This is a genomic window from Oxalobacter aliiformigenes, assembly GCF_027116575.1.
In the GTDB taxonomy this organism is placed as follows: Bacteria; Pseudomonadota; Gammaproteobacteria; order Burkholderiales; family Burkholderiaceae_D; genus Oxalobacter; species Oxalobacter aliiformigenes.
On the sequence record NZ_CP098252.1, the window covers coordinates 2,265,468 to 2,285,712 of the forward strand.

Genomic DNA, 20,245 nt, shown 5'->3' on the forward strand with positions numbered 1-20,245 from the left:
GAATAGCATGTTTAACAAAAATCAGAACCCGGATCAGACCTCAAACTCTCCCCGGAAGAAGTGGCTTGCCCGTCTTTTGGTCAGCTGTGCAGCTCTTGGCACTGGCGTAGTTTTAATCGGTGCACTCATTGTCATACTGGCGATGACCCTGATTTATCCCAAACTGCCACCAATGGATCAGCTGACGGATTATCATCCGAAAATGCCCCTGCGCATTTACACGGCAGATCACGTACTGATGGGTGAATTCGGAGAGGAAAGACGCAACCTCGTCCGAATCAACAAAATTCCGGATATCATGAAAAAGGCTGTCCTGGCTATTGAAGACGATCGTTTTTACCAGCATAGCGGTGTCGACTATATCGGCATTTTGCGTGCAGCCCTGCACAATCTGGTCAGCAACAACAGGCAAGGCGCTTCGACAATCACCCAACAGGTCGCCAGAAATTTTTTCCTGACAAGTGAGCAAACCTTCAAACGCAAATTGTACGAAGTTCTGCTGGCCTGGAAAATCGAAAGAACGCTGACCAAAGACCAGATTCTCGAAATTTATCTGAACCAGATCTATCTGGGACAGCGTGCTTTCGGTTTCGCTTCCGCCGCGCAGGTCTATTTCGGAAAACCCCTGCAGGACATTACCCTGGCTGAAGCAGCCATGCTCGCAGGGCTTCCCAAAGCACCTTCGGCCAATAATCCGATCACCAATCCGACTCGCGCCAAACAGCGTCAACAATATATTCTTCTCAGAATGAAACAACTCGGTTACGTCACCGATCAGGAATACGAGAAGGCAAAAAACGAAGAGATCAAAGTAAAAACAAGCCGCAACGAATTCAGCGTACATGCACAATATGTGGCAGAAATGGTCCGTATGATGGTATACGATCAATACAAGGACGAAACCTACACACGCGGGTTGAATGTCTATACAACCATTACACAAAAAGACCAGGAAGCCGCTTATCAGGCTGTCCGGCGCGGAGTAATGGACTACGACAAACGTCATGGATACCGCGGTCCGGAAGGATATATGGAAATCCCGGCAGCCAGGGACGCCATCGCTGACGCTATTGAGGATGAGCTTGCGAAATACCCGGACAGTGACGGTATCCTGAGTGCGGTTGTACTTGAGGCATCCCCGGGAAGAGTCCGGGCCGTTTTATCATCAGGCAACGAAATTTCCGTCACTGGAAACGGACTGAACTTCGCCGCTTCCGGTTTGACTTCCAATGCCGGCAGCAACAAACAGATCCGGCGGGGCTCAATCATTCGGCTCGCCCAGGACATACAGGGAAACTGGAATATCGTTCAGATGCCACAGATCGAAGCCGCCTTCGTTTCTCTGAACCCGAATGACGGCGCCATAAAATCCTTGATAGGCGGATTTGATTTCACGCAAAAGAAATTCAATCATGTCACACAAGCATGGAGACAGCCCGGTTCGTCTTTCAAACCGTTCATCTACTCTGCCTCACTCGATAAAAACCTGGCTCCAGCCAGTATTATCAATGACGCCCCCGTATCGTTCAGTGGGCAGACAAACGGGCAAAACTGGACTCCGAAAAATTTCGATTCAAAATATGAGGGTCCAATAACCATGCGTCGCGGATTGATGAAATCCAAAAACATGATTTCAATTCAGATACTGAATCAGATCGGCGCACAATATGGCCAGGAATTCATCACCCGATTTGGCTTTGATCCCGACAAAAATCCGCCTTATCTGACATTGGCACTGGGGGCCGGGTCCGTCACACCGCTACAGATGGCTACGGCTTATTCTGTCTTTGCCAATGGCGGCTATAAAATCAGACCGTATATCATTTCCCATATCACCGATTCCGACGGAAAAATACTCTCCCAGGCACGTCCGGAAAAAGCCGGAGATGAAAGCAACCGGGTAATTGACGCCCGTAATGCTTTCATTATGGACACGCTGTTAAAGGATGTTGTCAGGGGAGGTACCGCAGCACGGGCCAATATCCTAAATCGTCCCGATCTGGCAGGCAAAACGGGAACGACAAACGATTCGATCGATGCATGGTTCGCAGGTTACCAGCCCAGTCTGGTCGCCGTGGCATGGCTTGGCTTCGATCAGCCGCGCAACATGGGCGGTCGTGAAACGGGCAGCGCGCTGGCACTTCCTGTCTGGATCAGCTACATGCAAAAAACGCTTTCCGGAATTCCTGTGGAAATGAAATCCCCACCGGCAGGGGTTATCTATGAAAACGGCGATTACTATTACACAGAAGCCCCGCCCGGCAAAATCGTAACCAATATCGGAGTTGGACAAAAAGACTACGAAAAAATCTACGAAACGGAAAACAATAACGTCAAGGATGAAATATTTGCCGATCGTTCTTCCGGCATGCTTCCAGACTGATCAACGACTGGCGAACTCCGTTTTCGTCTCTTTGACATGTTACACTTCAATCCGTTTCGTAATCCCATACAGGTCATTGGAAGATACAAAAATGCGACGCAACCGATTTCGAATATGGTTCTTCAATTTCGTACTCACTATTTTACTTTGCTCCAGTTTGTGTGCCTGTGGTCAGAAAGGGGCGCTTATACTTCCGCCATCGGATACAACGCCGATGCCGGTAACCCCTCAGTCTTTCCCGGAACCTGAAACCGATGAACCCGAGTCAGAAAGAGCCCCTTTGGGCATTCTTCCTGGCAGTTTGCCGACATTACCCTGAACAATATGAAAACAGCTCAACACTTTTTCTACCAAAATGACACGCTGACCGTTGACGGCGTACCACTTGACAAACTGGCCATGCAATATGGAACACCCCTTTATGTCTATTCCAAAGCGGCCTTGACCGAACATTTCCGTCAATATGCCGATGTATGCAAACAGTTTGAAACTGACGATATTCACTCTCTTGTCTGTTATTCAGTCAAATCGAATTCCAATCTCGCCATATTGAACATCCTCGGTCGCGAGGGCGCTGGTTTCGATATTGTTTCTGGTGGTGAACTCCTGCGCGTGATCGCCGCCGGATGCGATTCCCGAAAAGTCATATTCTCAGGTGTCGGGAAAACGGCCAGCGAAATACGTCTCGCCCTCGAACATGACATTCTCTGTTTCAATGTCGAATCGTTTGCAGAACTTCGCCGGATTAATCGGATCGCAGCAGAGATGGGCAAAAAAGCCCGGGTTTCGTTCCGGGTCAACCCGAATGTCGATCCCAAAACACACCCTTATATTTCGACAGGACTGAAAGAAAACAAATTCGGCATTCCTTACGAAGAAGCACTTGCCGGCTATGAAGAAGCTGCCCGCATGCCCCACATCGAAGTAACCGGTATTGATTGTCATATCGGTTCCCAGTTGCTGGACGATGCGCCACTTCTTGAGGCACTGGACAAATTGATCGATCTCTTCGACCAACTAGCGCAAAAAGGAATCGAACTGAAGCATATCGACATCGGTGGCGGTATTGGAATCACTTACGATAATGAGATTCCCGTCGCCATTTCCGACTATCTCACTCGTATTTTCGGAAAAATAACAGCATGGAAAAACGCGAAATACCCTGGCCAATCCATTTCCATGATGTTTGAACCGGGACGTTCTATTTCAGGAAACGCCGGCCTGTTGCTCACCCAGGTCCAGTATCTCAAAACAAACTCGGACAAGAATTTCGCCATCGTCGACGCCGCCATGAATGACCTGATGAGACCATCACTTTACGAGTCATGGCATACCGTTTTGTCCGTCGTAAAACGTCAGACTGAAACAAAAACCTACGATATTGTCGGCCCTATCTGCGAGTCGGGAGACTGGCTCGCCCGCCAGAGAACACTTTCCATCGAAACAGATGATCTTCTTGCCATTATGAGTGCAGGTGCATACGGTATGGCCATGTCTTCCAATTACAATACCCGGGGGCGAGCTGCCGAAATACTGATAGACGATAAAAAAGCATATCTCATTCGCAAAAGAGAGCGTCCCGAAGAACTTTATGCACTGGAAACCATCATATCTTAAATTTCCGCTACACCTTTTTATTAACTGAATCAGATATATTCAATATCTTTTTCTTGTCCGGAAAAGAAATGACAAAACTCTGGCAGGCACGTTTTTACAAGACGGCAAATCATCTGCGTGATTTGCCGAAACTTGACGTACCGGAAATTGCATTTGTGGGCCGGTCCAACGCCGGAAAATCCTCCGCTATTAATATTCTGTGCAATCAAAAAAGTCTTGCATATGCATCAAAAACCCCGGGACGTACCCAACATATCAATTTTTTTTCCGTGGGAGGTGCACATGTCGCCCAGCATCGGCATGATCCTGTAGACGAAAAGAAGATCGAATTGTTTCTGGTGGATCTGCCTGGATATGGTTATGCACAAGTATCCGGTTCTGCAAAAAATCACTGGCAAAAACTCCTGAGCGATTATCTGATAACCCGTCCACAGTTAAAAGGTCTGATCCTTGTTATGGATTCAAGACATCCTTTCCAGCCACTGGATGTTGATCTGCTGGAATGGTTCGCCATCACAGGAAAACCGGTCCATTGCCTGCTTACCAAGGCAGACAAACTGAATCGGAGGGAATCAACCGACTCACTGAAACAGACCGATACCATTTTGAAAAGTTATATTGATGAAAGCGGAAAACCGTTTTCTTTTTCCGCCCAGCTTTTCTCATCGACAAAACGTCTCGGACTTGAAACAGCTACAGCATTTATTTTGAATCTGGCAGACCAGACAACGGTTCCCCCGCAAAATGAATCCTCACAATAAATCTTCAATACATTAACAAACGGAAAATCCGATTTGCAGCAAGATGACGAAAGAAATCTCGTATGGTCAGGAAATATTCAGAAAAACCATTCATTTAAGTTCCCTCTGGATGGTCGTTTCTATCGCCCTTTTCCCGAAATGGTTCAACATCGCCCTCTTCGCTTTTCTGCTCGTATCAACCATATTGGTTGAATATGGAAATCATCGTAAATGGCGACTGTTTACGCTTACCTATGGTTCTCTTTTCAACCGGATATTGCGCGAGAAGGAAACACAGGAAAAATTCCACTTAAGTGGCGCCCCCTACGTCATCGCCGCCGCTTTGATGGTTACCATTATTTTTCCCAAAATCATTGCGATGACCGCTTTGTCCGTCATGCTCATCGGAGACACCGGTGCCGCACTTGTCGGCAGAAAGCTGGGCAAGCATAAAATCAATCTGGGAACAAAAAGCATCGAAGGCAGTATCGCTTTCTGGCTCTTCTCGACGGTTGTTCTTTTGTTCTTCTATTTCATTTATCACCAGCCCCCATCATTTCTCCTTTTCGGCTTTGCCGGCATAATCGGCGCCACCTTCGCCGAAATTTATGAAAACAGAATCCGTCTGGACGACAACTTCTCCATCCCTCTGGTTGTCGGTCTGTTTCTGTGCCTGTCTGTCTGGTTATAGACAGACAGTTTTCAGGACTCCAGCCGGATTTCGTCATTCATCCATTTCAGATACGGTCCCAATCCATTGAGAATCGGTACAGAAATGATTTCCGGAACATCATAGGGATGAATCGACAGAATCGTTTTTTCTACCTCACTATACTTTTCACTGACCGTCTTGATCGTCAGATTCCATTCCGTTGCCTTCTCTACACTCCCCTGCCACCGGTAAACCGATTGTATTGGTTCCCCCCAACTAACGCAGGCGGCAAGTTTTTTCTGAATCAAAGCCTCACTTATCCTGTCGGCGATACCGGAATCCGGTACGGTACAAAAAACGAGAATCGGTTTCGTCATACATTTTTTCCATCATGCAAAATGGCTCAATAAACAACAGCACCCACTGCGAACTACAGGTATTTTAAGTGACAATAAAAAAGCCGGAAAATTTTCCGGCTTTTTTAAATGCAAGGTGAAAACCTTATTTAGCTTCCGCTTCCGGCTTTTCTTCCTGCGGTCTGTCCATCAGTTCGACATAAGCCATTGGCGCATTGTCTCCCAAACGGAAACCCATTTTCAGAATGCGGAGATACCCGCCATTGCGATTTGCAAACCTAGGCCCCAGTTCATTAAACAGTTTTACAACGATTTCACGATCACGCAATCTGTTGAAAGCCAGACGTTTGTTGGCAACAGTATTGGTCTTACCCAAGGTAATGATAGGTTCGACAACACGACGCAATTCTTTTGCCTTCGGCAATGTTGTCTTGATCGCTTCATGACGGAGCAAAGAAACCGTCATATTACGGAGCATGGCAAGACGGTGTGACGAAGTACGGTTGAGTTTTCTCAAACCATGACGATGACGCATGATAATTTCCTTATAAATCTTATTGATCCGGCTCTTCTATCAGTCAGGACTGCGGGCCGGTTTTGTTAAAATTATTTTTCAAATCCGGCAGGCGGCCAGTTATCCAGACGCATACCTAAAGTCAAACCACGAGAAGCCAGAACTTCCTTGATTTCATTTAACGACTTGCGGCCAAGATTAGGTGTCTTCAGCAATTCATTTTCACTGCGCTGGATAAGGTCGCCAATGTAATTGATATTTTCAGCTTTCAGACAATTTGCCGAACGAACGGTCAACTCCAGATCATCTACCGGACGCAGCAATATCGGATCAACGGCCGGAACCTGTGTCAATGCCTCCGAAGTGGTTTCCGTTCCTTCCAGAGCAGCAAATACACTCAACTGGTCAACCAGAATACGTGCCGACTGGCGAATGGCTTCTTCTGCCGTAATAACGCCATTCGTTTCGATATTGATAATCAATTTATCCAGATCGGTACGTTGCTCGACACGTGCCGACTCTACCGAATAGGAAACCCGACGGACAGGAGAAAAAGAAGCATCTAGAATGATGCGGCCAATTGTCTTGTTCACGTCTTCAGAGAGTCTTCTTACATTTCCCGGGACATATCCGCGACCTTTTTCAACCTTGATCTGCATATCGAGCTTGCCGTTATCCGCCAGATTGGCAATGACATGCTCAGGATTGATCACTTCAACATCATGAGGCAATTCGATATCTGCAGCCGTTGCAACACCCGGCCCCGATTTTTTCAGTGTCAGCGTAATCGAATCGCGATTGTGCAATTTGAAAACAACACCTTTCAGATTCAGAAGAAGATCAACCACATCCTCCTGAACACCATCCAGCGTTGAATATTCATGAACGACACCGGCAATGGTTACTTCGGTTGGCGCGTATCCCGTCATCGATGAAAGGAGCACACGTCTCAAGGCATTGCCGAGTGTGTGTCCATAACCGCGCTCAAACGGTTCCATTTCGACAATGGAGCGTCCGCCACCCAACGATTCAACGTTGATAATACGCGGTTTAAGAAAATTGTTTTGCATAATATGTCCTTTTCAATACCCTTGGCTCGTTACACCAATAAGGCTGATGGCACTGATAATGCTGTAATTAACGTGAATACAATTCAATGATCAACGATTCATTGACATCGTTGGCAAACTCGCTGCGATCCGGAATACGTTTGAATACGCCTTCCATTTTCTTTGAATCCACGGAGACCCAGTCGGCAATGCCGATCTGCTCGGCCAAAGACAGGGATTCAATGATACGGTTTTGTTTTTTGGCTTTTTCACGAATGGTAATGACGTCTTCCGGCTTGACCAGATAAGACGGAATGTTGACGACCTTGCCATTGACCATCAAAGCCTGATGGCTGACCAGCTGACGGCTTTCAGCACGTGTCGAGCCGAATCCCATACGATAAACAACATTGTCCAGCCGGGATTCAAGCAACTGCATCAGATTGTCACCGGTATTACCTTTTCTGCGTTCTGCTTCTGCAAAGTAACGACGGAACTGCTTCTCCAGAATTCCATACATCCGCTTGACTTTCTGCTTTTCACGCAGCTGATTTCCATAGTCGGATGTACGGGCGCCCGATTTCATGCCATGCTGGCCAGGCTTTACATCCAGTTTGCATTTGGAATCAAGAGACCGTCTGGCGCTCTTGAGGAACAGGTCGGTACCTTCACGACGTGAAAGCTTGGCTTTTGGTCCGATATAGCGTGCCACAATATTTCCTTTTCAATAATTAGTTGACGCCCCAAATCAGGCGCAAGTTATATCTCTAGTGATATAACAGTGGTCTTCGTTATTCTGAAATTAGATACGACGACGTTTGGGAGGACGACAGCCGTTATGTGGAATCGGCGTAATGTCCTGAATCTGGGTAATGCGAATACCCAAACCGTTCAAAGCGCGAACAGCAGATTCACGGCCTGGTCCCGGCCCCTTGATCTTGACTTCCAGATTCTTGATACCATATTCAATTGCCACTTTACCAGCAGCTTCTGCAGCAACCTGTGCAGCAAAAGGAGTGGATTTGCGGGACCCCTTGAAACCGGCTCCGCCAGAAGTCGCCCATGTCAATGCATTACCCTGGCGATCAGTTATGGTAATGATGGTATTGTTGAAAGAAGCATGCACATGTGCAACACCTTCTGCAATGTTTCTTTTCACCTTCTTGCGCACGCGAGCTGCTGCACTATTCGATGCTTTTGCCATAAAATTTCCTCGATCCGTCTACTATTCAAACAACATGTGTTTGCATTATTTCTTCAATGATTGAGCGGCCTTACGTGGACCTTTTCTGGTTCGCGCGTTTGTGCGTGTACGTTGACCTCTCACAGGCAACCCTCTGCGATGACGCAAACCACGATAACAACCCAGATCCATCAACCGCTTGATGCTCATGGAAACTTCGCGACGCAAATCGCCTTCAATGACGAATTTGTCGATTTCAGCGCGCAGTTTTTCAAGTTCGCTGTCATCCAGATCCTTGACCTTTTTGGTTGGAGCGACGCCGGCTATGGCACAGATATCCTGTGCGCGCGGACGTCCAATACCATAAATAGCCGTCAGGCCAATGACAATGTGTTGATGGTTGGGAATATTAACCCCTGCAATACGTGCCATTCGTTCTGTCCTAAATTGACGTTAATTAACCTTGTCTTTGTTTATGACGTGCTTCAGTGCAAATAACACGGACCACGCCCTTTCTCTTGATAATTTTGCAATTGCGGCAAATCCGCTTGACTGATGCCTGAACCTTCATTTTTCCCTCTTTTTAACAATATATTGAATTCAGTTATTTTGTTCTGAAAACAATGCGAGCCCTACTTAAATCGTAAGGAGTCAACTCGACCGTTACCTTGTCGCCCGGAAGAATACGGATGTAATTCATACGCATTTTTCCCGAAATGTGCCCGAGAACCATATGTCCATTTTCCAGTTTCACGCGAAAAGTCGCATTGGGCAAGTTATCTACGATCTCACCCTGCATCTGGATAACGTCATCTTTAGCCATAAAATAGATGTCTTTTATGAAATATTAACGAGGTAAACTGTTGCTCTTGAAATTTGCCTTCCTCAACAGGGAATCATATTGTTGCGACATGATGTAATTCTGGATTTGCGCCATAAAGTCCATCGTCACGACAACGATAATCAGCAAGGAAGTACCGCCGAAGTAAAACGGAACCTGCCAGCGTGCTACCAGAAACTCCGGCAACAAACAGATTAATGTAACATAAATTGCACCGGCAAGTGTCAATCTCATCAAAATTTTATCGATATATCTCGCTGTCTGTTCGCCTGGGCGAATTCCTGGAATAAAAGCGCCGCTTTTTTTCAGATTATCTGCCGTTTCGCGACTGTTAAAAACAAGTGCAGTATAGAAAAAACAGAAAAATATAATTGCGGCAGCATACAATATTGCATGCACCGGTTCGCCTGGAGCCAAGGATGCAGACAAATCTTTCAGGAAACGAATGAAAACATTGTCTGTTTCCGCTCCTGTTGCAAACCATCCAGCAATCGTTGCCGGGAACAGGATAATCGAGGAAGCAAAGATCGGAGGAATGACTCCAGCCATATTGACCTTCAAAGGCAAAAAGCTGCTTTGCCCTCCATATATTTTGTTTCCGATCTGACGCTTGGCGTAGTTGACAAGAATCCTGCGCTGACCACTTTCGATAAACACCACGAGAAAAGTAACGACAGCAACGATTACACAAATAATCAAGGCAGTCAGTGTATTCATCGAACCGGTACGGACCAGCTCGACAAGGCCTCCAATTGCATTGGGCAATCCGGCGGCAATACCAGCAAAAATGAGCATGGAAATACCATTGCCCAAACCTCTTTCCGTTATCTGCTCACCAAGCCACATCAAAAACATGGTACCGGTCACCAGTGTTACAACTGCTGTAAACCGGAATGCCAATCCTGGCTCGATAACCAAACCGGGCTGCGACTCAAGTGCAACAGCGATACCCAGTCCCTGAAAAGCGGCAAGCACCAACGTTCCATAACGCGTATACTGCGTCATCTTCCGTCTTCCAGCCTCACCTTCCTTTTTCAATGCATCGATTTGTGGAGACACAATTCCGAGCATTTGCATGATAATGGAAGCTGAAATATACGGCATGATGCCCAGTGCAAAAACCGTAAACCGCGAAAGCGCGCCCCCTGAAAACATGTTGAACATGCCAAGAATACCGCCCTGATTTTGTCTGAACAGCAATGCAAGCTGTTCAGAATCAATACCCGGAACAGGAATATGCGCACCAATACGGAATACAACCAATGCCCCAAGCAAAAACAGCAACCGTTTCCAGGGAAAACCGGCGGTAGCGTTTTTTGCTGAATTAGATGACGTTGCCAACTGGATACCTCTGTATGTTGTTTACTTAAGCGACTTTTCCGCCTTTGCTTTCAATAGCAGCCCTGGCACCTTTGGTCACAACAAGTCCATTCACATTCACGCTGCGATTGATTTCACCGGAAAGAATGATTCTGACATTCTTTACCAGACCGGAAACCAGGCCTGCCTGTTTCAAAACCAGCAAGTCAATATCATCCACGCCGAGCTTATCAAGATCAGACAAACGCACTTCGGCACGTGTCAATGCAGATGGCGATTTGAAACCACGTTTCGGCAACCGGCGCTGCAAAGGCATCTGACCGCCTTCGAAACCGATTCTATGAAAACCGCCGGCTCTCGACTTCTGGCCCTTGTGACCACGACCAGCAGTCTTGCCCAAGCCACTACCGATACCGCGTCCAACTCTACGTTTTGCCTGTTTTGAGCCAAAAGCAGGTTGCAAATTATTTAAGTTCATAATTTATCCTGTTAGCAGTCTCTATCAAGCAACTACTTGAACGAGATATGATACTTTTTTAATCATTCCACGAACTGCAGGGGTATCCTGCAAAGTGGATACGGAATTCAATCGGCGAAGTCCAAGACCGCGAACCGTATCACGATGTGATTTCCGGGTCCCGATCAGGCTTTTTACCAATTTCACTGTGATTTGATTAGACATTATCGATTCCTTATCCAACAATTTCTTCTACAGACTTGCCGCGTTTTGCCGCAATATCGGCAGGAGTATTCATCGAAGCAAGCGCATTCAAAGTCGCTCTGACCATATTGTATGGATTAGTCGAACCGAAAGACTTGGCCACGACGTTGGTAACACCCATGACATCAAAAATGGCACGCATAGCACCGCCGGCAATAACGCCGGTACCTTGTTTTGCCGGATTCAGCATTACCTTGGAAGCACCATGTTTTCCGATAGCCGTATGCTGCAAGGTTCCATCTTTCAATGTCACTTTGATCATGTTACGACGGGCTTCTTCCATTGCTTTCTGGACAGCGATAGGCACTTCTTTCGACTTGCCCTTGCCCATACCAACGCGACCGTCACCGTCACCGACAACCGTCAGAGCGGCAAAGCCCATAATACGACCGCCCTTGACAACTTTGGTCACACGATTGATTGCGATCATCTTTTCACGCAATCCGTCATCCGGTCGATCACCTTGTGTCTTTTGTTGCATTTTTGCCATGGTTATATCCTTAGAACTTCAGACCTGCTTCACGAGCAGCTTCAGCCAATGCTTTGACACGGCCGTGATAACGAAAACCGGAACGATCAAAAGCGACCTCTGTAATTCCAGCCTGCAATGCTTTTTCGGCCACTCTTTTGCCGACCAGCGACGCTGCTGCCACATTGCCACCATTTTTTCCTGCCAGTTCCTGGCGGACATCGGCTTCCAGTGTCGAAGAAGAAGCCAGAATCCGAGCATCCGGTCCAATGATATTTGCATAAATATGCAAATTGGTACGATGCACCGACAAACGAGTTGCTCTCAAAACAGCAATTTTGGCTCGAGTCTGACGTCCGCGGCGCAAACGTGATTGTTTCTTGTTCATCAATCGCCCCTATTACTTCTTCTTAGTTTCTTTGATCTTAACGACTTCGTCTGCATAACGAACACCCTTGCTCTTGTATGGTTCAGGTTTGCGATATGCACGAACATCAGCTGCGACTTGCCCAACCAAGTGCTTGTCAATTCCCTTGATTACGATTTCAGTCTGCGATGGTGTTTCACACTTGACACCGGCAGGCATCACATGAACAACAGGATGAGAAAAACCAAGAGACATGTTCAGTTTGTCGCCCTGAGCCTGCGCACGAAAACCGACGCCGACCAGATTGAGACGTTTTTCAAACCCCTTGCTGACGCCAAGAACCATATTATTCAGCAGTGCGCGTGTAGTTCCCCACATTGCCACCGCTTCACGACTGTCGTTTGCCGCTTCAACCTTAAGCGATTTGTCTTCCTGCTTGACAGTCACCAAATCACTCAAAATCCTGCTCATTGAACCCAAGGGGCCCTTTACAGTAATTTCATTATTCGCGATTGTTGCAGTTGTGCCTTCAGGAATAACAACCTGCATTTTTCCAACTCTAGACATGCTTCACTCCTCAGGCAACATAGCAAAGAACTTCGCCACCGACTCCCGTAGCCCTCGCTTTACGGTCTGTCATGACACCCTTTGGCGTAGAAACGATAGCTACACCCAAGCCATTCATTACGCTAGGCAATTCATCACGTCCTTTATAGATACGAAGACCCGGACGCGAAACCCGTTCCAGTCTTTCGATAACCGGACGACCAACATAATACTTCAGCGCGATATTCAGCTGCGCCTTGCCAGCTTCTTCACTGACATCGAAAGAATCGATATAACCTTCATCCTTCAGGACTGTAGCAATGGCTACCTTGACCTTGGAAGAGGGCATAGCGACAGAACTTTTCTTAACTTGCTGCGCATTACGGATGCGAGTCAGCATATCTGCGATAGGATCGCTCATACTCATAACAATTCCTCCTGCTACCAGCTAGCTTTGGTGATTCCAGGAATTTCGCCACTCATAGCGAATTCTCTTAGCTTGGTGCGACCCAAGCCGAACTTGCGATACGTGCCGCGCGGCCTTCCTGTCAAAGCGCAACGATTACGCTGACGCGTCGGATTTGCGTTGCGAGGCAACGACTGCAACTTGAGACGAGCTTCAAAGCGTTCTTCTTCAGTCTTGCTTTGATCGTCAATAATAGCTTTCAATTCGGCGCGTTTGCCTGCATATTTCTTAACAAGCGCTGCGCGTTTCAATTCACGGTTTATTAATGCCAGTTTTGCCATGGCTATCTCAATTTCTAAACGGAAATTTAAATGCGGAAAGAAGTGCTTTGGACTCCTCATCGGTTTTAGCGGTTGTGGTGATGCTGATATTCAATCCCCGCAAAGCATCAATCTTGTCATATTCAATCTCGGGAAATATGATTTGCTCCTTGATTCCGAGATTGTAATTTCCCCGCCCATCGAAAGAACGGCCATTGATACCGCGAAAATCACGCACACGAGGCAACGCAACCGTAACCAGCCGATCAAGAAATTCATACATTCTTGCACCACGCAAGGTAACCATACAGCCAATAGGATAACCTTCGCGAATCTTGAACCCTGCAATGGACTTGCGCGCCTTGGTCACAACCGGTTTTTGACCTGCGATTTTCGCCAAATCGGCCGTTGCATGATCAATCACCTTCTTGTCCGCAACCGCTTCCGACAACCCCATATTCAGAGTAATTTTAGTAATACGCGGAACTTCCATCGTAGATTTGTAGGAAAACTTAGCCATCAAATCAGCGACGATTTTTTCCTTATATAATTCCTGTAGACGCGCCATAATTATTTAGCCTCGACAACTTCACCATTCGATTTAAAGATACGGACTTTTTTTCCATCCACCTCTTTAAAACCCACACGATCCGCCTTCCCCGTCTTTGCATTGAACAGAGCGACATTGGAAATATGGATCGGCATCAGCTTGTCAACAATGCCCCCCGTAGCACCCGTCATCGGATTTGGCTTGGTCGTTTTCTTGGCGACATTCACACCAGCAACAACAACACGATCATTAACACATTGCTGAACAGTACCGCGTTTGCCCTTGTCTTTTCCGACCAGAACAATCACTTCATCGCCTTTACGTATTTTGTTCATAAAACCCCCTTACAATACTTCCGGCGCAAGTGAAACGATTTTCATAAATCTTTCAGTACGCAATTCACGAGTTACCGGCCCAAAAATACGGGTCCCGATCGGTTCAAGCTTGTTGTTGAGCAAAACAGCGGCACCTTCATCAAACTTGATCAACGAGCCATCCTGACGACGCACACCTTTTGCCGTACGAACGACAACAGCATTGTAGATTTCGCCTTTTTTGACCCTTCCGCGAGGAGCAGCACTCTTGACCGTTACCTTAATGATGTCACCGACCTGAGCATAACGACGCTTGGACCCGCCAAGCACCTTGATACAAAGGACCTCTCTGGCACCTGTATTGTCGGCCACTTTTAAACGACTTTCAGTCTGAATCATAATTTTTCTTTCCCAACTTAATTCGCCATCATTGACGATCAGTCTTGGTCCCGCCAGACGCAAGTTTTGCGACTGATTAGGTGTACATGATATATAAAGAACTTCGCATCAGCCCCATCAATACCGGAATGATGCGAAGTTTTGAATTATTGCATTATCCAAAAACAAATGCAATCTTTTTATATAATTTGTGCAACCTGAATAACTTTGGTGAGAACCCAAGATTTGTTCTTAGAAATTGGACGGCCTTCCTGAATTTCAACGGTATCGCCAATTCTTGCCTGATTATTTGCATCATGCACAAGATACTTCTTAGTACGACGGACAACCTTCCCATAAATTGGATGCTTCATCCGTCGTTCAACCAAAACAGAAGCAGTTTTATCCATCTTGTCTGATACAACCTTACCAATCAGTGTACGTTTTAACGCAGACTTTTCCTGATCGTTCATTATGCTTTACCCTTAGAATTCATGACAGTCTTTACCCGAGCAATATCCCTTCTCACTTTCTTCAGCTGAGAAGTATTGGTCAATTGCTGAGTTGCCAATTGCATACGCAGACCAAACTGAGCCTTCAAAAGATCATTCAGTTCAGTTTTCAGTTCAGCCTGGTCCTTGGAACGCAGTTCGGATGCTTTCATATTAACTCCTCTTACTGGCCAAGCTGACGGACAACAAATACCGTCGGCAATGGCAATTTGGCGGCAGCCAGACGAAACGCTTCACGAGCAAGCGCTTCATCGACTCCATCCATTTCATAAAGAACCTTGCCGGGTCTGATTTCGGCAACATAGTATTCCGGATTGCCCTTGCCGCTACCCATACGGACTTCAGCCGGTTTTTCAGAAATCGGTTTGTCCGGAAACACACGGATCCAGATACGGCCACCTCTTTTGATGTGGCGGGTCATTGCACGGCGAGCAGCTTCAATCTGACGAGCCGTAATACGGCCTCTTCCTACTGCCTTCAGGCCAAAGTCGCCAAACGATACCTTTGTACCTCTTTCATGAGAAATACCGGTATTGCGCCCTTTCTGCTCTTTTCTATACTTTCTACGAGATGGTTGCAACATAATTATTCTCCTGCTGCTTCAACAGGCGCATTTTCAGTCGCTGTTGCTGCATTTTCAGGTTTTCTGGCACGAACCCGCTTTGCTCCAGTGGAAGGAGCTTCAGACGCACCAGCACCTTCAGACTTTCTTACACGCTGTCTGCCTGGACGGCCATCCTCACGACGCGCGCCACGACGTTTCTTGTCTTCTTCAACCGGTGTGTCAATCTTAGGAGCTTCACCATTTTCCAGACGATCCCCCTTGTAAACCCAAACCTTCACACCAATAATACCGTACGTTGTTTGCGCTTCGGAAAAACCGTAATCAATATCAGCACGCAATGTGTGCAGAGGTACACGACCTTCACGATACCATTCTGTACGTGCGATTTCGATGCCATTCAGACGACCGGAAGACATGATCTTGATCCCGACAGCCCCCAGACGCATCGCATTCTGCATGGCACGTCTCATAGCGCGGCGGAACATGATACGTTTTTCAAGCTGCTGGGTAATTGAATCGGCAATTAACTGGGCATGAATCTCAGGTTTGCGAACTTCCTCGATATTAACATGGACCGGAACGCCCATAATTTTGGACAGATCCGATTTCAATACTTCAATATCCTCGCCTTTCTTGCCGATAACAACGCCAGGACGCGAACTGTAAATTGTAAACCGTGCATTCTTTGCTGGACGTTCAATGACGACTTGACCGACAGAAGCATTTTTCAGTTTTTTCTTAAGATAAGCACGTGCCTTCAGATCTTCATTCAACATACCGGCAAAATTGTTATTGCCAGCATACCAGCGGGAAGACCAGTTACGAGCAACTGCCAGACGGAAACCGGTTGGATGTATCTTTTGTCCCATCGTGACCCCCCTTAATTACCGACAGTCACATAAATGTGACATGTTTGTTTAGAAATACGGTCACCCCGTCCTTTTGCACGAGCCGAGTAACGTTTCATAAAAGTTCCCTTTTCGACATAAATCGAAGAAACTTTCAGTTCATCAATATCTGCACCATCATTATGTTCGGCATTGGCAATAGCCGATTCCAGAACCTGCTTGATAATGGCTGCACCTTTTTTCGGTGTAAACGACAGAATATCGAGCGCCTGATCAACTTTTTTACCACGAATCAAATCGGCAATCAGACGACCTTTTTGCGCTGATAAATGCACACCACGAAGAGAAGCTTTTGTTTCCATCATTGGTCCTATTTCTTAGCTTTTTTATCGGCGGCATGACCCTTGAATGTTCTGGTCAATGCAAACTCGCCCAACTTGTGACCAACCATATTTTCGGAGATATAAACAGGGACATGCTGTTTGCCGTTATGAACAGCAATTGTCAACCCGATAAAATCCGGCATAATTGTTGACCGGCGAGACCATGTCTTAATTGGCCGCTTATCCTTGGATGCCTGCGCAGCTTCAACCTTGGAAATCAAGTGAGCATCGCAGAAAGGCCCTTTTTTCAACGAACGTGTCATATGCTACCCCTTATTTCTTGTTGCGGCGCGAAACGATCATTGAAGTCGTACGCTTGTTACTACGCGTTTTCAGACCTTTGGTCTTCTGACCCCAAGGCGTTACAGGATGACGTCCACCGGAGGTTCTACCTTCGCCACCACCATGCGGATGATCGACCGGATTCATGACAACACCACGTACGGTTGGACGTACACCACGCCAGCGCATTGCACCTGCTTTACCCAATTTGCGCAGATTCTGTTCTGCATTACCCACTTCACCGACTGTTGCACGGCATTCGATGTGAACCCGACGAACTTCGCCGGACCGAAGACGAATCTGAGCATACGAGCCTTCACGCGCCATCAGGACGACAGCAGCACCCGCTGTACGAGCCATCTGCGCCCCCTTGCCTGGCAGCATTTCGACACAATGCAAGGTTGTGCCCACCGGAATATTGCGCAATGGTAAGCAATTCCCCGCTTTGATTGGCGCTTCCGAACCATTCATAATCTGATCGCCAACAGACAACCCTTTGGGCGCGATAATGTAACGACGCTCACCATCTGCGTAACAAACCAAAGCAATATTGGCCGTACGGTTCGGATCGTACTCGATACGTTCCACTTTTGCAGCAATACCATCCTTGTTACGAACAAAGTCAATGACACGATAATGCTGTTTGTGACCTCCACCAATATGGCGGGTCGTGATATGGCCATTGTTGTTACGACCTGCACTTTTGGATTTTTTTTCAAGCAGTCCAGCAAAAGGACGGCCCTTGTAAAGATCCGGATTAACAAGCTTGACCATTCCCCGACGGGCGGGAGAAGTTGGTTTGACTTTAACGAGAGCCATTATTTAGCCTCCTCAGTAAAATTAATTTCCTGACCAGGCTTCAGGCAAACGTATGCCAGCTTCTGATTGCTCTTGCGTCCCATTCCATTACGTGAACGCTTCTGCTTGCCCAAACGATTCAACACCTGCACAGACTCAACTTCAACCTTGAACAAGTTTTCGACCGCCGCCTTGATTTCAGGTTTGGTTGCATTCTTCAATACACGAAAAATGACTTGTTCATACTTTTCAGCGATGAAAGTGGCCTTTTCCGAAATAACCGGCGCCAACAATACTTTCATCAGGCGTTCTTCACTAATTTTCATGACTGCACTCATGCCAGCATCTCCTCAATCTTGCCCAGAGCTGCCTTGGTAATCAGCACATCCTTAAAATGCACCAGAGAAACAGGATCTGCCTGGTGGGGTTCGACCACTAATACATTAGGCAAATTGCGTGATGCCAGATACAGATTTTCATCAAACGAATCCGTTATAACCAGCACGGAACCAAAACCAAACCCCTTCAGCTTCTGCGCGAGCATTTTGGTTTTTGGCGCTTCAATCGCCAATTCGTCGATTACCGTCAACCTGCCTTCACGAGCCAATTGAGACAGAATGGAACACACACCCGCACGATACATCTTCTTGTTGACTTTATGAGAAAAGTTTTCATCAGGTGTATTCGGGAATGCACGGCCGCCTCCACGCCACAGCGGAGAAGACGACATACCTGCACGAGCGCGGCCGGTGCCTTTCTGACGCCATGGTTTTTTGGTGGTATGAGCCACCGTTTCACGACTCTTTTGCTGACGGTCTGCCATTCTGGCATTTGCCTGAAAAGCGACCACGATCTGATGTATCAGCGCTTCATTGTACTCACGGCCAAAAATAGTATCCGGCGCATTGACCTTGCCTGCTGCCTGATCATTTCCATTTAGGAGCTTCAATTCCATCTGTTATGCCCCCTTGCTAACTTTGGTTTTTACTGCGGGACGAACGACAACCTGTGCATTCTTGGCACCGGGAACAGCGCCTTTGACCAACAACAGATTACGTTCTACATCAATGCGTGCAATTTCCAGATTCTGTACGGTCTTGGTGACATCACCCAGATGTCCCGTCATTTTCTTGCCAGGGAAAACACGCCCCGGATCCTGGTTCATCCCGATAGAACCGGGAACATTGTGCGAGAGGGAATTACCATGAGTAGCGCGGCCGGAACCGAAGTTGTAGCGCTTGATGGTACCGGCATAACCTTTACCAATCGAAACACCCTGAACGTCAATCTTCTGTCCGACTTCAAACAAAGTAACAGGCACGACATCACCTGCCTTTATTTCCGCAGCCTTGGAAGCATCCACTCTGAATTCGCGCAAAACAGTACCGGCTTCGACACCTGCTTTGGCATAATGTCCAGCGGCAGCTTTATTGACACGGGAAGGACGGCGTTTGCCGAATGCAACCTGAACAGCGGAATAACCATCTGTCTCGGTCGTCTTGACTTGCGTAACACGATTGTCAGATACGTCAACTACGGTAACAGGAATAGAATCCCCTTCATCCGTAAATATACGCATCATTCCAACCTTACGCCCGATAAGGCCTAGGCTCATTTTTATCTCCATTCCTGCCTACGATTGGGCAGGGCTGTTATCATCTAAAAACAAGAGCAAAAACAATCTCTTGCCATGCTTAAGCGGCGCATTATATCTCGCATGCGCCGTTTGCACAACCGCTTCTTGCCTTTATTGGCAATTATTGCAGTTTAATTTCCACATCAACGCCGGCAGGCAAATCCAGCTTCATCAATGCATCCACGGTCTTGTCTGTCGGATCGATAATATCCATCAGACGCTGATGCGTCCGGATTTCAAACTGGTCACGGGATGTTTTGTTGACATGCGGCGAACGCAGGATATCAAAACGCTGAATACGTGTAGGCAAAGGAACAGGTCCCTTGACAACGGCTCCGGTCCGTTTCGCGGTATCAATGATTTCCTGGGCAGATTGATCGATCAGCTTGTAGTCAAATGCCTTGAGACGAATGCGAATTTTTTGGTTTTGCATAATATTTTTCCAAAGAACGAGCTGCGAATGGGGAGATCCATTCGCAGCATTGAATTAATTTA

General features: G+C 47.0%; 35 protein-coding genes. 5 read left to right on the forward strand and 30 right to left on the reverse strand.

Annotated features, from left to right (window positions below; genetic code table 11):
• Window positions 1–7 precede the first annotated feature (7 nt).
• The 5 genes from NB647_RS10390 to NB647_RS10405 all read left to right on the forward strand — a co-directional run bounded on the left by NB647_RS10390 (window position 8) and on the right by NB647_RS10405 (window position 5,431).
• Window positions 8–2,383 carry a penicillin-binding protein 1A gene (locus NB647_RS10390; protein WP_269283441.1) on the forward strand — a complete coding sequence of 792 codons (2,376 nt, stop codon included), beginning with the start codon at window positions 8–10 and terminating at the stop codon, window positions 2,381–2,383.
• Window positions 2,384–2,474: 91 nt separating this feature from the next.
• Window positions 2,475–2,702 (forward strand): LPS translocon maturation chaperone LptM, encoded by a 228-nt coding sequence (gene lptM / locus NB647_RS10665; RefSeq protein WP_407946861.1) that lies wholly within the window; start codon window positions 2,475–2,477, stop codon window positions 2,700–2,702.
• A 5-nt stretch (window positions 2,703–2,707) separates the two neighbouring features.
• Window positions 2,708–4,000, forward strand: coding sequence for a diaminopimelate decarboxylase (gene lysA, locus NB647_RS10395; protein WP_269283443.1), 1,293 nt, complete (start codon window positions 2,708–2,710; stop codon window positions 3,998–4,000).
• A gap of 68 nt (window positions 4,001–4,068) precedes the next feature.
• Complete coding sequence (gene yihA / locus NB647_RS10400; RefSeq protein ID WP_269283445.1) at window positions 4,069–4,761, forward strand: ribosome biogenesis GTP-binding protein YihA/YsxC; 693 nt, start codon at window positions 4,069–4,071, stop codon at window positions 4,759–4,761.
• Window positions 4,762–4,804: 43 nt separating this feature from the next.
• Window positions 4,805–5,431 (forward strand): diacylglycerol/polyprenol kinase family protein, encoded by a 627-nt coding sequence (locus NB647_RS10405; protein WP_269283448.1) that lies wholly within the window; start codon window positions 4,805–4,807, stop codon window positions 5,429–5,431.
• A gap of 11 nt (window positions 5,432–5,442) precedes the next feature.
• On the opposite strand, the gene cutA is transcribed toward NB647_RS10405, so the two are convergent.
• The 30 genes from cutA to rpsJ all read right to left on the reverse strand — a co-directional run bounded on the left by cutA (window position 5,443) and on the right by rpsJ (window position 20,183).
• Window positions 5,443–5,769 carry a divalent-cation tolerance protein CutA gene (gene cutA, locus NB647_RS10410; RefSeq protein WP_269283449.1) on the reverse strand — a complete coding sequence of 109 codons (327 nt, stop codon included), beginning with the start codon at window positions 5,767–5,769 and terminating at the stop codon, window positions 5,443–5,445.
• 124 nt (window positions 5,770–5,893) lie between these two features.
• Window positions 5,894–6,283, reverse strand: coding sequence for a 50S ribosomal protein L17 (gene rplQ / locus NB647_RS10415; protein WP_269264504.1), 390 nt, complete (start codon window positions 6,281–6,283; stop codon window positions 5,894–5,896).
• A 71-nt stretch (window positions 6,284–6,354) separates the two neighbouring features.
• Entirely contained in the window at window positions 6,355–7,332 is a 978-nt protein-coding gene (locus NB647_RS10420) for a DNA-directed RNA polymerase subunit alpha (RefSeq protein WP_269264505.1), read from the reverse strand.
• A 67-nt stretch (window positions 7,333–7,399) separates the two neighbouring features.
• Window positions 7,400–8,023 carry a 30S ribosomal protein S4 gene (rpsD, locus tag NB647_RS10425; RefSeq protein WP_269264506.1) on the reverse strand — a complete coding sequence of 208 codons (624 nt, stop codon included), beginning with the start codon at window positions 8,021–8,023 and terminating at the stop codon, window positions 7,400–7,402.
• A gap of 90 nt (window positions 8,024–8,113) precedes the next feature.
• Entirely contained in the window at window positions 8,114–8,515 is a 402-nt protein-coding gene (gene rpsK, locus NB647_RS10430) for a 30S ribosomal protein S11 (RefSeq protein ID WP_005878811.1), read from the reverse strand.
• Window positions 8,516–8,560: 45 nt separating this feature from the next.
• The gene (rpsM, locus tag NB647_RS10435) at window positions 8,561–8,926 is read right to left on the reverse strand and encodes a 30S ribosomal protein S13 (RefSeq protein WP_269264507.1); all 366 of its coding nucleotides are present in this window, start codon (window positions 8,924–8,926) and stop codon (window positions 8,561–8,563) included.
• 25 nt (window positions 8,927–8,951) lie between these two features.
• Window positions 8,952–9,065: a 50S ribosomal protein L36 gene (gene rpmJ, locus NB647_RS10440; RefSeq protein ID WP_081442209.1), complete on the reverse strand. Its 114-nt coding sequence runs from the start codon at window positions 9,063–9,065 to the stop codon at window positions 8,952–8,954.
• A gap of 33 nt (window positions 9,066–9,098) precedes the next feature.
• Window positions 9,099–9,317, reverse strand: coding sequence for a translation initiation factor IF-1 (gene infA / locus NB647_RS10445; protein WP_005878809.1), 219 nt, complete (start codon window positions 9,315–9,317; stop codon window positions 9,099–9,101).
• A gap of 24 nt (window positions 9,318–9,341) precedes the next feature.
• Window positions 9,342–10,676, reverse strand: coding sequence for a preprotein translocase subunit SecY (gene secY / locus NB647_RS10450; RefSeq protein ID WP_269264508.1), 1,335 nt, complete (start codon window positions 10,674–10,676; stop codon window positions 9,342–9,344).
• A 25-nt stretch (window positions 10,677–10,701) separates the two neighbouring features.
• On the reverse strand, window positions 10,702–11,133 hold the full coding sequence (rplO, locus tag NB647_RS10455; RefSeq protein WP_269264509.1) for a 50S ribosomal protein L15: 432 nt from the start codon (window positions 11,131–11,133) through the stop codon (window positions 10,702–10,704).
• A gap of 24 nt (window positions 11,134–11,157) precedes the next feature.
• Window positions 11,158–11,337, reverse strand: coding sequence for a 50S ribosomal protein L30 (gene rpmD, locus NB647_RS10460; protein WP_269264510.1), 180 nt, complete (start codon window positions 11,335–11,337; stop codon window positions 11,158–11,160).
• A gap of 10 nt (window positions 11,338–11,347) precedes the next feature.
• The gene (gene rpsE / locus NB647_RS10465; RefSeq protein ID WP_269283451.1) at window positions 11,348–11,866 is read right to left on the reverse strand and encodes a 30S ribosomal protein S5; all 519 of its coding nucleotides are present in this window, start codon (window positions 11,864–11,866) and stop codon (window positions 11,348–11,350) included.
• Window positions 11,867–11,876: 10 nt separating this feature from the next.
• Entirely contained in the window at window positions 11,877–12,233 is a 357-nt protein-coding gene (rplR, locus tag NB647_RS10470; RefSeq protein WP_269264511.1) for a 50S ribosomal protein L18, read from the reverse strand.
• 12 nt (window positions 12,234–12,245) lie between these two features.
• Window positions 12,246–12,779: a 50S ribosomal protein L6 gene (gene rplF, locus NB647_RS10475; protein WP_269283453.1), complete on the reverse strand. Its 534-nt coding sequence runs from the start codon at window positions 12,777–12,779 to the stop codon at window positions 12,246–12,248.
• A gap of 10 nt (window positions 12,780–12,789) precedes the next feature.
• Window positions 12,790–13,185, reverse strand: coding sequence for a 30S ribosomal protein S8 (gene rpsH / locus NB647_RS10480; RefSeq protein ID WP_269264513.1), 396 nt, complete (start codon window positions 13,183–13,185; stop codon window positions 12,790–12,792).
• A gap of 14 nt (window positions 13,186–13,199) precedes the next feature.
• Complete coding sequence (gene rpsN, locus NB647_RS10485; RefSeq protein WP_269264514.1) at window positions 13,200–13,505, reverse strand: 30S ribosomal protein S14; 306 nt, start codon at window positions 13,503–13,505, stop codon at window positions 13,200–13,202.
• Between the two features lie 7 nt (window positions 13,506–13,512).
• Window positions 13,513–14,052 (reverse strand): 50S ribosomal protein L5, encoded by a 540-nt coding sequence (gene rplE / locus NB647_RS10490; RefSeq protein WP_269283454.1) that lies wholly within the window; start codon window positions 14,050–14,052, stop codon window positions 13,513–13,515.
• Window positions 14,053–14,054: 2 nt separating this feature from the next.
• Window positions 14,055–14,369 (reverse strand): 50S ribosomal protein L24, encoded by a 315-nt coding sequence (rplX, locus tag NB647_RS10495; RefSeq protein WP_269264516.1) that lies wholly within the window; start codon window positions 14,367–14,369, stop codon window positions 14,055–14,057.
• A 9-nt stretch (window positions 14,370–14,378) separates the two neighbouring features.
• Window positions 14,379–14,747: a 50S ribosomal protein L14 gene (gene rplN, locus NB647_RS10500; protein ID WP_269278828.1), complete on the reverse strand. Its 369-nt coding sequence runs from the start codon at window positions 14,745–14,747 to the stop codon at window positions 14,379–14,381.
• A 179-nt stretch (window positions 14,748–14,926) separates the two neighbouring features.
• Complete coding sequence (gene rpsQ / locus NB647_RS10505) at window positions 14,927–15,199, reverse strand: 30S ribosomal protein S17 (RefSeq protein WP_269283455.1); 273 nt, start codon at window positions 15,197–15,199, stop codon at window positions 14,927–14,929.
• The gene (gene rpmC, locus NB647_RS10510) at window positions 15,199–15,390 is read right to left on the reverse strand and encodes a 50S ribosomal protein L29 (RefSeq protein WP_005878796.1); all 192 of its coding nucleotides are present in this window, start codon (window positions 15,388–15,390) and stop codon (window positions 15,199–15,201) included. The genes rpsQ and rpmC overlap by 1 nt, the downstream gene beginning before the upstream one ends.
• An 11-nt stretch (window positions 15,391–15,401) precedes the next feature.
• On the reverse strand, window positions 15,402–15,821 hold the full coding sequence (gene rplP / locus NB647_RS10515; RefSeq protein ID WP_269264519.1) for a 50S ribosomal protein L16: 420 nt from the start codon (window positions 15,819–15,821) through the stop codon (window positions 15,402–15,404).
• A 2-nt stretch (window positions 15,822–15,823) separates the two neighbouring features.
• Window positions 15,824–16,672, reverse strand: coding sequence for a 30S ribosomal protein S3 (gene rpsC / locus NB647_RS10520; protein WP_269264520.1), 849 nt, complete (start codon window positions 16,670–16,672; stop codon window positions 15,824–15,826).
• A gap of 11 nt (window positions 16,673–16,683) precedes the next feature.
• Complete coding sequence (gene rplV / locus NB647_RS10525; protein ID WP_269264521.1) at window positions 16,684–17,016, reverse strand: 50S ribosomal protein L22; 333 nt, start codon at window positions 17,014–17,016, stop codon at window positions 16,684–16,686.
• A 5-nt stretch (window positions 17,017–17,021) separates the two neighbouring features.
• Entirely contained in the window at window positions 17,022–17,297 is a 276-nt protein-coding gene (gene rpsS / locus NB647_RS10530; protein ID WP_269264522.1) for a 30S ribosomal protein S19, read from the reverse strand.
• 10 nt (window positions 17,298–17,307) lie between these two features.
• Window positions 17,308–18,135, reverse strand: a complete 828-nt coding sequence (gene rplB, locus NB647_RS10535; RefSeq protein ID WP_269283456.1) for a 50S ribosomal protein L2 — start codon at window positions 18,133–18,135, stop codon at window positions 17,308–17,310.
• Window positions 18,135–18,452, reverse strand: coding sequence for a 50S ribosomal protein L23 (gene rplW, locus NB647_RS10540; RefSeq protein WP_269264524.1), 318 nt, complete (start codon window positions 18,450–18,452; stop codon window positions 18,135–18,137). The genes rplB and rplW overlap by 1 nt, the downstream gene beginning before the upstream one ends.
• The gene (gene rplD, locus NB647_RS10545) at window positions 18,449–19,069 is read right to left on the reverse strand and encodes a 50S ribosomal protein L4 (protein WP_269283457.1); all 621 of its coding nucleotides are present in this window, start codon (window positions 19,067–19,069) and stop codon (window positions 18,449–18,451) included. The genes rplW and rplD overlap by 4 nt, the downstream gene beginning before the upstream one ends.
• A gap of 3 nt (window positions 19,070–19,072) precedes the next feature.
• Entirely contained in the window at window positions 19,073–19,741 is a 669-nt protein-coding gene (gene rplC / locus NB647_RS10550) for a 50S ribosomal protein L3 (RefSeq protein WP_269264526.1), read from the reverse strand.
• A gap of 130 nt (window positions 19,742–19,871) precedes the next feature.
• Window positions 19,872–20,183: a 30S ribosomal protein S10 gene (gene rpsJ, locus NB647_RS10555; RefSeq protein WP_005878787.1), complete on the reverse strand. Its 312-nt coding sequence runs from the start codon at window positions 20,181–20,183 to the stop codon at window positions 19,872–19,874.
• Window positions 20,184–20,245: the final 62 nt, after the last annotated feature.